Origin of the sequence: Maribacter hydrothermalis (assembly GCF_001913155.1) — a bacterium.
Lineage (GTDB): Bacteria > Bacteroidota > Bacteroidia > Flavobacteriales > Flavobacteriaceae > Maribacter > Maribacter hydrothermalis.
Genome location: NZ_CP018760.1, coordinates 862556 through 877679, shown reverse-complemented (window position 1 = coordinate 877679; position 15124 = coordinate 862556). Strand labels below are relative to the sequence as shown.

Sequence of the window (15124 nt, the reverse complement as noted above, 5' to 3'; positions counted from 1 at the left end):
GGCGTTGAATTGTAAATTTAGTCAAGATTTCGACATAAGCCTGCCGGGCCGGTAGACAAGGTTCAGAGCATTTATATCTCGATTATAAAGTTAATAAAACACCGTAAAATGAAATATTTTAGATTAGTATTTATAGTGTTGATAGTACCACTAGTTGCGTTTACCACTGCGCATAAATTCTATATTAGTGTTACCAATGTTGATTATTCAGAAAAGGATCAATCGGTTCAAATAATCACCCGTGTTTTTATTGATGATTTAAATACGGTACTAAAAGAGCGATATGGAATACCTGCTAAACTTGGATCAGATAGAGAATCTTCAGTAGATCGGGAATATCTGGAAAAATATTTACGTACTAAGTTTATGGTTGAAATAAATGGTGAAACAGTGAAGTACGATTTCATTGGCAAAAAGTACGATTCTGATATGGTCATTTGCTATCTAGAAGTACCAAATATTCCTTTAAACACATTAAAACAAATAGGCATTCAAAATGAAGTGCTAACTGATATTTATGATGATCAACAAAATGTGGTTCATTTTAAAATAAACGGAAAGAAAAAGAGCCATGTTTTAGTGAAATCAGATACTAAAGGAATGTTAAATTTGTAACATATGTTAAAAAATATCTATAAAAACTTTAATTTTCGCAATACTAAATAACTAAATAATGATAAGAGTAAAGTACGCATTAGCCTCCATTTTATTCCTTTTTGTAGCTGTTACTTTTGCACAAGACGAAGTAACAAAAGAAAAGGAGCCTGGGCATTTGAACCAGAGTAAGTTTAAACAGTTATACGAGGAATTTGCAACTCCTAATACTTACAGGTCGGCATCTGGTGCTCCTGGGCCAGATTATTACCAGCAGCAAGCTGACTATGTTATGGACATTCGTCTTGATGATAAAAATGCCAAAATTTACGGAGAAGAAACAATTACTTATACCAATAACTCGCCAGATGATCTTGAGTATTTATGGGTGCAATTAGATCAGAATGTTAGAACAAAAGATTCCAAAGCAAAATTAAAAGATGGTAGCGGTGTTCCTGTTGCGGATCAGCCAAGTACTTTTGTAAGTACTTATATGACCGAATCTTTTGATGGTGGTTTTAATATAGATTATGTAAAGGATGATTCTGGTAAAGCATTGCCATATACGATCAACTTTACAATGATGCGTGTAGATCTACCTACACCTTTAAAAAGTGGCGAAAAGTATTCTTTTAATATAAAATGGAATTATAATATTCCTGATCATACCGTAAATAGAGCTAGATCAGGGTATGAGTATTTTAAGGAAGATGGTAACAGAGCTTATGTTATTGCTCAATTCTTCCCAAGAATGGCAGTATACAATGATGTAGAAGGATGGCAGAACCATCAGTTTTGGGGTAGTGGCGAGTTTGCACTGCCTTTTGGAAACTATGAAGTAAATATTACGGTACCTGCGGATCATGTTTTAGATGGTACTGGTGTGCTTCAAAACAGAAAAGAAGTATATACTTCAGAAATGATGCGTCGTTACGAGTTAGCCAAGAAATCTTATGACAAACCTGTTATTATAGTAACACAGGCAGAAGCTGAAGCAGCTGAAAAAGGGTTTTCCGATAAAACAAAAACATGGAAACTAAAAGCTGAAAATGTACGTGATTTTGGTTTTGCAACTTCAAGAAAATTCATTTGGGATATGCAAGCGGTAAAATTGGGTGGTAAGGATATTATGGCTGTCTCCATGTATCCAAAAGAAGGTAACCCACTATGGGAAGAATATTCTACAAAAGCAGTAGCACATACACTTAAATCATATTCATCACATACCTTCGATTATCCGTATCCTAAAGCAATATCGGTACATGCGAAGAATCAGGGAATGGAATACCCAATGATTTGTTGGAACTATGGTAGGCCAAATGCAGATGGTAGCTACTCTGATAGAACTAAATATGGTATGATCAGTGTAATTATTCACGAAGTAGGCCATAACTTTTTTCCAATGATCGTAAACTCCGACGAGCGTCAATGGGGGTGGATGGATGAAGGTTTAGATACTTTTATGCAGTTTATGGCAGAACAAGAATTTGGTGAAGCCTATCCCGAGGCAATTGCTCCAAATGATAAATATCCTTCAAGAAGAGGTGATCCTGCTAAAATTGTGCCTTATATGAGTGGAGATCAAAGTACAATTTCGCCAATAATGTCTAATCCTGAAAATGTATTTCAATTAGGGCCAAATGCATATGGCAAGCCGGCGACGGCATTAAATATATTGAGAGAAACCGTTATGGGGCGCGAGTTATTTGATCACGCTTTTAAAACCTACTCTCACCGTTGGAAATTTAAGCACCCAACTCCAGAAGATTTCTTTAGAACAATGGAAGATGCATCTGCCGTAGATTTAGATTGGTATTGGAGAGGGTGGTTCTATACTACCGATTATGTTGATATGGGCGTAAAGGGCATTAAAAAGTATTATGTAAGTGATAAGCCAAATAAAAAAATGCAAGCTTATTTATCTGAAAGAAATATGACGGAAGCAGATTTAATGCCTTTGGTATATTTAGAAGAATATGGGGATACAGACATTATTGCACCAGAACTTAAAAATAATTTACCGTCCGAATCTTCAAAAACTTTAAAAGAGTTTATGATGGATAACATGACAGAAGCAGAAAGAGCGGCTGTGAAGGAACCAAAATATTTTTATGAGGTAACTTATAATAGTCCAGGAGGTATACCAATGCCATTAATTGTAGAGTACACCTATGCTGACGGTACAGTTAAAAATGTAACCTACCCACCAGAAATTTGGAGAAAGAACAGTAAAGAAGTAAGTATGGTACTTTCATCTGCTTCTGAATTAACTGGAATAAACATTGATCCTAAAATGGAAACAGCTGATATTGATACCACAAACAATAGCTGGCCTAAGAAAGAACAATCGAGTGAATTCGATAAAATGAAAGAGGAAGTTAAAGGAAAATAATTGTTGAAAAATAATTTCTAAAAAGCTCCGTAGATATACGGGGCTTTTTTAATTTCGATACTAAACTTGTTTATATTTGTAGTATGATTGCTATGTATTCATTATTTATTAGTGGCGCGGAAATTTTCTTCATTATGTTTATCGTAGTGATGGTTTTTGGTGCAGATAAAATTCCAGGTATTGCCAAGGGATTGGGGAAAGGTATGCGTCAACTAAAAGATGCTACCGAGGATATTAAACAAGAAATCCAGAAGAGTGCCGACAAGCAAGGTATCGATACCAGTTTTGTAAAAGATATCAAGAAAGATATCGACGATATGAAAAGCGATATTAGTTCTGGTTTAGGAAATGATGTTAAAAAGCAAATTAGCGATGTCAGCAAAAATATCAATGAAGTAACTGGTAGCATAAAAAGAAAGTAATTTTTATGCTGGATAAGATTTTACAATGGGATCGAGATACCTTTGTTTATCTTAACAGTCTTGGTATTGAACAGTATGATGTTTTTTGGTCAACCGTAACCAAATTCCCTCCTTGGATTCCGCTATTTGTTTTAATCATCATCCTTCTATTTGTTAAATTCCCAAAGCGCGAAGGCATATCCATGCTATTTACCATATTGGTTATGGCTGCTTTTGTAGCTACCTTAACCGATTTAACCAAGAATGTAGTGGAAAGGTTAAGGCCTAATAATGATGAGGAATTAAATACATTGATTCGCATTTTAAGAAGTCCTTCTGGGTTTAGTTTCTTCTCTGGGCATGCATCATCATCTTTCTCAATTATTACTTTGACCGTACTTTTTTTAAGACAAAAATTTAAATGGGTGTATTTGTTTTACATATGGCCAATTTTATTTGCTCTAAGTAGAGTGTATGTTGGAGTGCATTTTCCTATTGATATAATAGTAGGGGCGTTAGTGGGTATATTTTCCGCTTGGTTATTTTATAGGTTGTACGGTTTACTTATTTTACCCTACTTAAAGTCAAGCCATCCCTTATAGGCAATAAAACAGTTTCTAAAAGCGGATGCTCACTGAGCTTTTTATTATAATCTAACAATGTTTTTGTAGTAATATCCTTAGGGTCTAAAGGTTCAACCACTTTACCAGACCACAACACATTGTCAGAAAGTATTACAGATCCGGATTTGGTTTTGGGTAAAACTGCTTCCAAATAGTTATCGTATTGTTTTTTCTCCGCATCTATAAAAATGAGGTCAAAAGTTATATCCATTTTTGGGATAATATCCAGTGCGTTTCCCACATGTTGTACAATTTGAGAGCCATAGTCGCTTTTATCAAAAAAAGTACGCTGTATTTGTTCTAGTTCAGCATTAACATCAATAGTATGTAATTGTCCGTTTTTCTGTAAACCTTCGGCCAGGCATAAGGCAGAATATCCTGTGTAAGTGCCAATTTCAAGAATATTGGTAGGATGCATCAATTTAGAAAGTAAGCTTAAAACACGACCCTGAAAATGGCCTGTAAGCATACGTGGCTGAATTACTTTTAAATGAGTTTCACGGGTAAGCTCCCGTAATAATTTAGGTTCTGCTTGTGAATTATCAGCTAAATAGTTTTCTAAAAGTGGGGATAGAAAATGCATGCGTTTCTTTTTGCAAAAATAGGGTTTTAAGCCTTAATTTAAGGGTTTCAAAATAGCGAATAAATGAATAGTGAAATAAGAATTAGGGAGGCTGTAAAAAGTGATTTGCCCATTTTATTGGGTTTTGAACAAGAAGTGGTAATAGCTGAACGTCCATTTGACCCAACAATTAGGGAAAGCAATGTTAATTATTATGATTTAAATGGGCTAATGGATAATCCTAGAGCCACAGTTTTGGTAGCTTGTGATGAAGATAAAATAGTGGCATCTGGTTACGGCCTAGAAAAGCCAGCAAGACACTATTTAGATCATGAAACCTTTGCTTATTTAGGATTTATGTATACTGACCCTACATATAGAGGCAAAGGAATTAACGGAATGATTGTGAACGGTTTACAAGATTGGGCTTCAGAAATGGGATTGATAGAGATAAGGCTACATGTATATAGCGACAATGAACCTGCCATAAGAGCCTATGAAAAAGGGGGTTTTAAAAAGCATATGATAGAAATGCGTTTAAGAACAGAATATTAATAAGCTATTATTGAATAGAGCTTATTAAATTATAGGCTTATGATTACTTTTATACAAAATTAGCTATGGAATTTAAGAATACGTTGGAATTTGCTCAATCTTTAGATGCTAAGGATAACTTAAAATCATATAGAGATGAATTTTTTTTTCCTAAAATCAAAGGGAAGGAAGTCATTTATTTTACAGGAAATTCATTAGGTCTACAGCCAAAACGTACCAAGGCATTCGTTGATGAGGTGATGAAGGATTGGGGAGAACTAGCCGTGGAAGGTCATTTTTATGCTGAAAAACCTTGGTGGGATTATCATGAGCGACTTGCAAAACCTTTAGCAAAAGTAGTAGGCGCATTGCCAGAAGAAGTATCTGTGATGAATACCTTAACGGTTAATCTTCATTTATTAATGGTTTCTTTTTACAACCCTACAAAAACACGATTTAAAATTTTATGTGAAGAAAAAGCATTTCCTAGCGATCAATATATGTTTCAAAGTCAAGTGCGGTTTCATGGCTTAGATCCAGACGAAACTATAGTAGAACTTAAAAAACGAGATGGTGAAAATCACTGGCGTACGGAAGATATTCTTGAAACCATTGAGGAATTAGGAGATGAATTAGCCCTAGTCTTAATTGGGGGCGTTAACTATTATAACGGTCAAGTGATGGATATGAAAGCCATTACAAAGACGGGGAAAGCTGTAGGTGCCAATGTGGGTTGGGATTTAGCCCATGCCGTGGGTAATGTAGAATTAAAACTACATGACTGGGATGCAGATTTTGCCTCGTGGTGTAGTTACAAGTATATGAATAGTGGTCCAGGTAATGCTTCGGGTATATTCGTAAACAAGAGACATCTAAATAAAAAAGACATTCAGCGGTTTGAAGGTTGGTGGGGAACCAAAAAGGAAACCCGTTTTTTAATGAAACCGGAGTTTGAACCTATGGAAAATGCCGATGCATGGCAAATTAGTAATGTACCTGTACTATCGGTAGCACCATATTTAGCATCGCTGACCATGTTTGAAGAAGTAGGAATGGCAAAATTGATTGAAAAAAGAAATTTAATCGTATCCTATTTAGAATTTATATTACATGAAATAGATAAAGAAGTTGATAGTTCTTTTGAAATTATAACCCCCAAAGATAGAGGCTGCCAGTTGTCCGTATTTTTGCACGGCCAAGGAAAATCTTTGTTTAATTATTTAATGGAAAACGGGGTGGTGACAGATTGGCGCGAGCCAAATGTAATTCGTTTGGCCCCAGCACCTTTCTATTGCTCGTATGAAGACATGTACCGTTTTGGGCAAATTTTGAAATCAGGAGTATTAGCAAATTGAGTTTATAGAGAATAGAATATTGAAAAGAGAATACTATTTTTTAAAATTTTAACCAACAACCAACAACCAACAACCAACAACCAACAACCAACAACCAACAACCAAGTGAAATCATTAAGATTAATTTTAGGAAATGCTCGATACTTTGGACCATCATGGGTATTTGCCAGTATCAATATACTTTTTGGTACTTGGGCAATTTACATCCCTACGGTAAAAGAATCTTTAGGGATTAGTAAGTCTGAGTTAGGAATTGCAATTTTCTTTTTGGCCCTAGGCGTCTTTACAGTTTTTCCATTTGCATCAACAATAATAAATAAAGTAGGAGTTGGCAAATCTACCTTTTATAGCGTTATTTTAAGTTGCATAGCCGCTATGTTGCCACTTATGGCACCAAATTATTATGTTTTGATGGGTGCTTTATTTCTTTTTGGGGCCGCTAATGGTATCACAGATATTTCTATGAATACCTTGGTGACAGAAATTGAGAAAAAAGATAAAGTTAAGTTTATGGCGGCTTCACATGGTTTTTTTAGCCTTGGTGGAGTTTTGGCAGGTTTAGGTAGTTTTTTAATTGGTCCGTTATCAAATCCTGTTTTGCACATGTCCATTGCAGTAGTATTGGTTTTAGTAGTAAATTTTAGGTTCCGAAAACAATACTTTTCTGAAATAGCAGAAGAAATAGAAAACGAGCCATTTAGTTTGGGTTTATTGAAACCACTTTTGCTCTTGGGGCTTATTTCTTTTATTGCTATGGGAAGTGAAGGCGCCATAGTGGATTGGAGTGGATTATATCTTAAAGAAATAGCCTTGGCACCAGAAGCATTATGGGGTTTAGGTTTTTTAGGATTTCAAATCACTATGACTTTAGGTCGATTTTTGGGGGATGGTATTAGCGATAAAATAGGTTCAGTTAGAATAGTTTCCATTGGGGCTATTTTGGCAATTATAGGATACTTTTTAGTATTGACAACAAACACACCATTAAGTATCATTGGTTTTGCCTTAAATGGCTTAGGATTTTCGGTTATGGTACCCGAAGTTTTTAGAATTGGCGGAAATGTAAAGGGAATAGATTCCTCAAAAGGAATAGCATTTATAGCTGGTTCTGGGTATGCGGGGTTTTTATGTGCGCCACCAATTTTAGGATTTTTAGCGGAGAATTATAGTCTAACAAGAAGCTTTATGGTGCTACTTGTTTGCGGATTCTTGATTTTATTATTTACACTGTTATTAAAACGTAAAAGAAATTAGCGCTATTGAATTCTTAATTTTTGATATTACTTCTTACTTTAAACTCATTACTGGAGTCTTTCACTTTTTCAATAAAATCTAACATTTCGTTAGTTAATAACAATTGATTTTGTGAATTCCAATAGCTCTGGTCGTATGGATAATTTATTTTGAAAAGGTCTTTTGATGTACTTACATTTTTCTTAACCTCAAAGTCTCCTTCATTATCTGAAGTAGTTAAAATAAACGATACATCGTAGTATGAAGTATATGAATTTTGTTTGTCTGTCTGCTCAACTCTTACATCGTACTTGGCAGAGGAAATATAGTACTTGTTTGTTTTAGAAGATTTTGAAAGTATTATTTCTTTATCGTACGAAATTGTTCTGTATTTAGTATTTGCATTTTCAGAAAAGGGTTTGTTTTCTAATGCTACATGCATTTTAAAATGTTCCATAGCATTGTTTTCAGTATTAATAGTGTAATGACCCGAAAAATTCTCATTTTCAATTGAAGGTTTGGATTGAAAGTTTAGATTAACTTTTTTACCATTGTCAAAAATAGCTTCACTTAAAATAAAATCATCTCCCGTGGCATTCACAGGAATTAAATCCATAAACAAACCGTAAAACGATTGAAAAATAAAATACACGTCGTTTTCATCACGTACCAATCCTACTTTACGCATATTGGTTAACTCTACAATAAAGTCTTTTTTGTCAGGATCAATTTCTTTAGTGTATAAAAGCGTTCTTCTTTCTAGTTTTCCTTGAAGGTCCTGTATGCGGGTTATTTTACCATTATATCTTAATACACCTCTCAATAAAAATTTCTCTTTGTAGGGGTAGGTGGGGTAGTTGGATCTTACAGAATCCCCTACTTTTTGCCATAATGTTCTTTCATTAGTTACGGTTACTTCATTTAGTTCTAACACACTTTTGTTGAGATAGATGGTATCCTTTACTTTTTGAAAAGTGGTTATTTGTTTGTCATAACCAACTCTGTAAATGATAATAGAATCGGAACTAGAAGAGAACTGAAAACGCCCGTCGGCGTTGGTCATCGTATGGTCTTTACTATTGTAAATACCAACAAATTCTAATGGAGAATTGTCCGCACTATCCAAAACAATAGCACTGATGCTATGCTGAGAATAACTACACAAAGTAAAGAAGAGAAGCGGAAGTAATGAAAATTTCATAGCGGGTTTGATGTTTCTGTTTAGTATCAAACGCTGTACCAAATTATTTGACCTCAACCTCGGTAAAATAAAGTGAAAAATCAGCATCTGGTCTTTTGTGCATCATGCTAATATTCAATTTATTTAAGGTTTTGTAATCTTCCCAACTTGTAACCATATTAGGTTCTTCTTGGTTTTCTTTTCTATATGCCCACTCCTTAATAATATAATCATCACCAAAGTAATAATCGTATGCATCGCCAGGGGTGTAGCCGCCATCATTACCATAAACTGTAGTTAGTTTGTGCATTTTGGTTTTGCTGATTGGGGCTTCTGTATTTTCCTTATGCTTATAAGTGAAATTCTTTTGGTCCCAAACTAATTGGAAAGGAGCCAACAACCAGAATTTATCATTAACAAATCCGCCATCTGTTGCTGTCATGGTACTATCTACTGCTTTTCTATTAAAGGTGATGGTATCTTGTCTTGTCATCATAGTAACCTCGTTGGATGCCGTTTCCCATAGCCAAGTACGCTCAAAATGCGTTGAATCTCGGTCTACGTTAAAAGTGAATTTAATACTAGCAACATCTTTCCAATGTGCAAAGCCATTTGCATTTGCTATTTTTTCAAGAACTGTCAATTGTGTATCTTCGGCAACTTCAGTTTTAACCTTATTATTGTCAGTTTTACAAGCAGTTAATATACTTGATAGTATTATAGAAAGAACAATTATTTTTTTCATTTTTAACACATTTTAGCTCAAATATATCAATTACGGTATCTTTAACCTACTTTTATTTTTTGTAAACAAATTAACAAAGTGACATTTCTTAGAAAGCTATGTTTAATAATTATTGGGAATGAATTCAAAAGGAGTTCATCTACCAAATCTGCACATCATAAATATACCGATGCTGAATTAATAGAGCGAATTGTAGTTAATAAAGACGCTATGTTATTTGGTGAGTTGTATGATAGGTACTCAAGGTTGGTTTATAACAAGTGCTTAGGATTTTCAAAATCTAATAAAGAGGCAGAAGATTTAACACAAGATATATTTTTGATGATTTTTGTAAAACTGGGTTCTTTTAAGGGGAATTCTAAATTCTCTACTTGGTTATATTCCTTTACTTATAATTTTTGTGTTAATTATGTAAATAGAAATAAGGAACGAAAGATTAATGATAACTCGGTAAATTTTGATAATCAAGAAGATGTTTCTATAGAGGTCACCGACAATTTGTTATTAGAAATGCAAGTTGATAAGCTTAAAAAAGCTTTAGAACTTATAGCACCAGAAGATAAATCGCTTTTATTATTAAAGTACCAAGATGGTGCTACAATTAAAGAATTAGAAGATGTTTTAGAAATTAAATCAAGTGCCATTAAAATGAGGCTAAAGCGAGCTAAGGCCAAAGTTGTGGAAATGTATAAAACCATACCGTAATGTCAGAACAGAACAGCAATCCGTTTAAAAACTTAGAAGGAGATTTAAAAGATGTCCCACCAGAGCTACGTAAAAAAGTTATGGATGACGTTGCTGCTGCGAAGTTACTAATGGAATTAGCCAATTTGTTTACAGGTAATTACGCCTCAATTATAGAAGGCATGTTAAAGACAAAAAATAAATAAATTATAATTAGAGTAAAAATAAATTAATGGAAACAGTAGATAAGTGGAAAGATCTGGCTTTTGAATCTTTGAGTACTATATTTAAAGATATAGCGGCTGCCTTGCCAGGTATATTTGGTGCTTTTGTGGTTCTTATATTTGGCTGGATTATTATTAAAATTGTAAAATTCGTTCTTAAACGCCTTTTTAGGATAATTAAAATAGATAAGTTTTCGGAAAAAGTTAACGAGGCAAAATTATTTGGTGATGCCGATATAAAGATTGATTTAGGTAAAGTCTTAATCACTTTCGTAAAAGTTTTGCTTTGGCTAGTATTTATAATAGTAGCATCGGATATCATGGGCCTTACTATTATATCTTCAGAAATAGCGAACCTATTACGTTATTTACCCATATTACTTTCGGCATTAGTAATTTTTATGATTGGCCTGTATTTGGCTAAAGTAATTAAGGAAACTATTGTCAAAATTTTCGATTCAATTGGTCTTGGGGGAGGTAAAGTCTTAGGTAATGCTTTATTTTATTTAATCATCATTTTTGTAAGTATAACTGCTTTAAACCAAGCAGGTGTAGATACAGAAATAATCACCAATAACTTTACTATTATTTTAGGAGCTTTCTTGTTAGCAATTTCCCTAGCTCTTGGTCTAGGTGCCAGAGAAGTGGTGGGTGACTTGTTAAGAACATTTTATTCAAGAAAAATATATGTAGTTGGGGATAAGGTTAAAGTAGGGAAATTGGAAGGTACCGTCGTAGGTATTGATAATATTTCTATGATTCTTAAAACCAAAACAGGTAAAGTTGTAATACCTATAAAAAAGGTAGTTGAAAAAACAGTTATAGTTGAAGAACAATCCTAAGAGATAAATTTCGTTTTCATTTATGAATGTTGAAATAGGATGTTAATTCCCATGTCTATTGCCGCATTTGTTTATAAATTAATTCATTAATTTTGTTAGAGATAATTAAACGTAAAATATGAGTGCTAAAAAAGGAAAAATTCAGGAAGCCATAGATGAAAAAATGTTGGATGAAAGAAAAGTATTCCTATGGGGTATGGTTGATGACGATTCTGCAAAACATGTGATTGATAGGTTACTGTATTTAGATATGCAGAACAATAAAGAAATTCAACTTTACATTAATAGTCCGGGTGGTTATGTTACTTCAGGTTTTGCCATGTACGATACTATTAAATCATTGAAAAGTCCGGTTTCTACTATATGTACAGGTTTAGCGGCATCAATGGGTTCTATTTTGTTATCGGTAGGTAAAAAGGGTAGAAGATTTATACAGCCACATGCACAAGTAATGATTCATCAGCCAAGTGGTGGTGCTAGAGGACAAGCTTCGAATATTGAAATCCAAGCCAGAGAAATTATTAAAACTAAAGAATTAAGCGCGCAGATATTAGCTGATAACTGTGGTCAAGATTTCGATAAGGTGTTAAGAGATTTCGATAGGGATTATTGGATGAATGCCGAAGAATCTATAAAATACGGAATAGTTGACGGTATCATGAAATAGATTTTTTATATCCTAAAATAATAAAAGGCCTTTACTATAAATAGTAAAGGCCTTTTTAATGGTTGATTGGTAAATTTTATTTTGATGTTGAAATTCCTTTTTTAATTTGTAGAATTGGAAATTCAGTTCTTCTATTTAGTTCTAAATCTTCTGGAGTACAGTCTAATTTACTAGTACATTTGTTAATTGGCATTCGTTTTCCATAACCTTTATAAGAAACAATTCTATCTTTTGATACCCCGTTTTCAATAAGGTATTCATAAGTAGATTTAGCTCTTCCTTCTGACAGGTTGTCGTTGTACTCATGACTACCCACAGGGTCGGTATGTGCTTCTAGTTTTATTATCATATCTGGATAAGTAACGTTCATAACCTTAATTACTTTATCTAGTTCTTTGGCAGCATCAGGCCTTATGTTACTTTTGTTAAAATCGAAATAAATTTGATTTAATCCTGCTAAAAGCTTGAGGTCAAGAACAGGTTCTAAAACAATATCTTGTCGTAATATTTTTTGTGATTTGGCTGTAGTACTTGTATTGAAATAAATATTCTTATGAGGGTGCGTTTTTCTAACCGCCTCAATCATGTAAGTTGTTTTTCTATTAACAGGAAATCTATAATAACCATGTTCATCGGTCATTGTTTGTGCAACCAAGGTGTTGGTAATTTGGTCAAACAATTTTATGTTTACGCTATCTAGCATTTTATTGTTTACACCATCTACAACGTAACCTTCAACATCTAAAGAGGGCGTAAATTTAAATTTATAAATATCATCACTACCCATGCCACCTTCGCGGTTAGAGCTTACATATCCATCAAGACCACTTGGTAGGCCATAATAAGCAAAATCATCACTAGAACTATTAATTGGTGTTCCTAAGTTTATAATATCTATGACTTTACCATCTTCGTCAGAAATAGTCGAGAATACATCTAATTGACCAAAACCAACATGACCATCAGAGCTGAAGAATAATTTTCCTTCTTCATTAATGAAAGGAAACATTTCATTCCCTTCAGTGTTAACTACAGGACCAGCATTTACGGGTGTTTGAATACCACCTCTTTCATGTATTTCAGCATAATATATATCTGTACCACCGTAACCTCCTGGTCGATCAGAAGTGAAATAGATACGTGTTCTTGCAAGATTTACAGAAGGATGACCCGTAGAGTAGTAATCGCTATTTATTCTTAGATTACTATTTTCTTTCCATTCGCCATCAACAAGTTTAGCTGAATATATTTTAAGATTTATTTCATTAAGCACACCATACCCTTCTTTTTTGTCATAGAAGTTATTTCGTGTGAAATACATTATCGTGTCATTTTTATAGTCCGTAGAAAATGCTACAGAGCTTTCATGAAACTTGGTATTTATATTTCCATTTATACGTTTAGGAATAGACAAGGGATTATCTTCCTGCACGGCAAAAATATCTAACCATGGTTCATTATTCCAACCATAACTATCTCCATCTACAACTTCTCTTCTAGATGAGCCAAAGTAGATGTTACCCATAAATCTAAACGTGCCAAAATCACTATCAGAAGAATTGAACGATACAGGTTCAACCTCATATCTTTGTCTACTATTAAAAACAACAGATGCTAAGTTACCGTCCTTTAAAAAACGTTTTACTCTGGAATCGTTTTTATTATACTTTTTATACTTTTTTAACCACTCTTCTGATTCTTCTAAATCTCCGTTAGCATATAATGCCATTGCATATTTAAAATAGTAATCTGTAGGTAAGGTTGCATTATTGATAACTTCCTTAAAATGCGGAATTGATTTTTTGTATTCACGTATAAGCAAAAAACATTCTGCTAATTGTTGATGGGCGTATTCAGCATTAACATCTGATTTTACCATTCTTTCATATTCTGGGATTGCTAAAGAATATGAAAATTTACTGAAATAATAATCCGCTTTTTTTTGTGATGCAAATTGAGCCATAGTTACTTGGCCTACTAGAAAAAGTAGAATCAATAGCACAGAATTTTTAAAATTTTTCATTGTATCGATTTTAATATTTAGAAATATCTAGGAGATTTAATTGGTCCTAAAACCTTTTTAGCAAGCTCATAGATTAATATTATTTCATGTGTTCCTCCTGTATATGGTCTAACGGTAGAAGTTGGTAAATCATAAGCATATCCAATTCTAATATCCTTAGAAACTTGATAATCCATCATTGCTCCAAAATTTGAGGCATCGTTAACCCGGTAAGAAGTGCCTATCCAAAATTTTTCATTGAACAAAAAGTTTATAGTGAAATCATAGGTGGCAGGAGCTCCGTTTGTGAACTTGGTGATAATAGTAGGTTTAAAAATGGTTGTCGCTGATAAGTCTAAAACTAGTCCTCCAATAGCATAATAACTATTTCTTTCTAATGCTTGGAACTCACCTTCATTTAAATCTGTATTTAGTATTCTTGGAGATGAAATACCTGCATACCACCTATTGGAACCAATATAAAAACCTGCGCCGAAATTAGGATTTAAACTATTAAAATTTGCATTGAAAAATTGATCATTAGGATCTGGATTTTCCAGACTGTAACTGGTAACCCCTCCCTTTAGGCCAAATCGCATATTAACTTCTGCACTTACAGGTACGGTATAGGAGAAATCTCCATAAAAATAATTTGTACTTTCAAAACCCAAACGGTCGTTAATATATGAAACTCCTAATCCTATTTTTTCATTTTTTAAAGGAGAATGTACGGAGAACGTACTAGTTCTTGGATTACCTTCTAATCCGGCCCACTGATTTCTATGCAAAATTGTTGCATTTAACGTTTCTCTACTGCCAGCATAGGCAGGGTTTACAGAAATCGTGTTATACATATATTGCGTAAACTGAGGTAGCTGTTGCGCACTTGCAAAGGCCCCTGCAAAAAGTAGTACGGCTAATAATAGATTAGCTTTTTTCATGGTCTGTTTAGGGTTTAGCATTTTGTTGCTATATGTTTAGAAATAAGTAGGTTAACCATTTTATCAACAAATTAATTTCTTATTTGGTTATGCGTTTTTATAACGGTTATGGCCTTTAATTATTGGTTTTACTTCTTTATTTTCG

General features: G+C 33.7%; 16 protein-coding genes. 11 read left to right on the top strand and 5 right to left on the bottom strand.

The window, feature by feature from the left end:
- Positions 1-108 precede the first annotated feature (108 nt).
- From BTR34_RS03785 to BTR34_RS03770, 4 genes are all read left to right on the top strand, one after another.
- Positions 109-615, top strand: coding sequence for a DUF6702 family protein (locus BTR34_RS03785; protein WP_068485122.1), 507 nt, complete (start codon positions 109-111; stop codon positions 613-615).
- A gap of 58 nt (positions 616-673) precedes the next feature.
- Entirely contained in the window at positions 674-2986 is a 2313-nt protein-coding gene (locus tag BTR34_RS03780) for a M1 family metallopeptidase (RefSeq protein ID WP_068485121.1), read from the top strand.
- Positions 2987-3069: 83 nt separating this feature from the next.
- Positions 3070-3408: a Sec-independent protein translocase subunit TatA/TatB gene (locus BTR34_RS03775; protein WP_068485120.1), complete on the top strand. Its 339-nt coding sequence runs from the start codon at positions 3070-3072 to the stop codon at positions 3406-3408.
- A gap of 5 nt (positions 3409-3413) precedes the next feature.
- The gene (locus BTR34_RS03770; protein ID WP_068485119.1) at positions 3414-3989 is read left to right on the top strand and encodes a phosphatase PAP2 family protein; all 576 of its coding nucleotides are present in this window, start codon (positions 3414-3416) and stop codon (positions 3987-3989) included.
- Here the strand turns inward: BTR34_RS03770 and BTR34_RS03765 are convergent.
- Positions 3952-4593 (bottom strand): O-methyltransferase, encoded by a 642-nt coding sequence (locus BTR34_RS03765; RefSeq protein WP_068485118.1) that lies wholly within the window; start codon positions 4591-4593, stop codon positions 3952-3954. The genes BTR34_RS03770 and BTR34_RS03765 overlap by 38 nt on opposite strands.
- A gap of 63 nt (positions 4594-4656) precedes the next feature.
- On the opposite strand from BTR34_RS03765, the gene BTR34_RS03760 reads away from it, so the two are divergent.
- From BTR34_RS03760 to BTR34_RS03750, 3 genes are all read left to right on the top strand, one after another.
- On the top strand, positions 4657-5127 hold the full coding sequence (locus tag BTR34_RS03760) for a GNAT family N-acetyltransferase (RefSeq protein WP_068485117.1): 471 nt from the start codon (positions 4657-4659) through the stop codon (positions 5125-5127).
- A 65-nt stretch (positions 5128-5192) separates the two neighbouring features.
- Positions 5193-6461 (top strand): kynureninase, encoded by a 1269-nt coding sequence (gene kynU / locus BTR34_RS03755; protein ID WP_068485116.1) that lies wholly within the window; start codon positions 5193-5195, stop codon positions 6459-6461.
- A 105-nt stretch (positions 6462-6566) separates the two neighbouring features.
- Positions 6567-7715 (top strand): MFS transporter, encoded by a 1149-nt coding sequence (locus BTR34_RS03750; protein ID WP_068485115.1) that lies wholly within the window; start codon positions 6567-6569, stop codon positions 7713-7715.
- Positions 7716-7728: 13 nt separating this feature from the next.
- Here the strand turns inward: BTR34_RS03750 and BTR34_RS03745 are convergent, their stop codons facing one another.
- Positions 7729-8895, bottom strand: a complete 1167-nt coding sequence (locus tag BTR34_RS03745) for a peptidase associated/transthyretin-like domain-containing protein (protein WP_068485112.1) — start codon at positions 8893-8895, stop codon at positions 7729-7731.
- Between the two features lie 43 nt (positions 8896-8938).
- Positions 8939-9619: a hypothetical protein gene (locus BTR34_RS03740; protein ID WP_068485111.1), complete on the bottom strand. Its 681-nt coding sequence runs from the start codon at positions 9617-9619 to the stop codon at positions 8939-8941.
- Between the two features lie 78 nt (positions 9620-9697).
- Between BTR34_RS03740 and BTR34_RS03735 the strand changes: the two genes are divergently transcribed.
- The 4 genes from BTR34_RS03735 (at position 9698) to BTR34_RS03720 (ending at position 12036) form a co-directional block, all read left to right on the top strand.
- A complete protein-coding gene (locus BTR34_RS03735) occupies positions 9698-10324 on the top strand; it encodes an RNA polymerase sigma factor (protein ID WP_197496174.1) in 627 nt (208 codons plus the stop codon).
- Complete coding sequence (locus BTR34_RS03730) at positions 10324-10509, top strand: hypothetical protein (protein ID WP_068485110.1); 186 nt, start codon at positions 10324-10326, stop codon at positions 10507-10509. The genes BTR34_RS03735 and BTR34_RS03730 overlap by 1 nt, the downstream gene beginning before the upstream one ends.
- Positions 10510-10535: 26 nt before the next feature.
- On the top strand, positions 10536-11369 hold the full coding sequence (locus BTR34_RS03725) for a mechanosensitive ion channel family protein (RefSeq protein ID WP_068485109.1): 834 nt from the start codon (positions 10536-10538) through the stop codon (positions 11367-11369).
- A 118-nt stretch (positions 11370-11487) separates the two neighbouring features.
- Positions 11488-12036, top strand: a complete 549-nt coding sequence (locus tag BTR34_RS03720) for a ClpP family protease (protein WP_068485108.1) — start codon at positions 11488-11490, stop codon at positions 12034-12036.
- 76 nt (positions 12037-12112) lie between these two features.
- Here the strand turns inward: BTR34_RS03720 and BTR34_RS03715 are convergent, their stop codons facing one another.
- Together BTR34_RS03715 and BTR34_RS03710 are read right to left on the bottom strand one after the other, a co-directional pair.
- Positions 12113-14059 carry an OmpA family protein gene (locus BTR34_RS03715; protein WP_068485107.1) on the bottom strand — a complete coding sequence of 649 codons (1947 nt, stop codon included), beginning with the start codon at positions 14057-14059 and terminating at the stop codon, positions 12113-12115.
- Between the two features lie 17 nt (positions 14060-14076).
- Positions 14077-14979 (bottom strand): PorP/SprF family type IX secretion system membrane protein, encoded by a 903-nt coding sequence (locus BTR34_RS03710; protein WP_068485113.1) that lies wholly within the window; start codon positions 14977-14979, stop codon positions 14077-14079.
- Positions 14980-15124 lie beyond the last annotated feature (145 nt).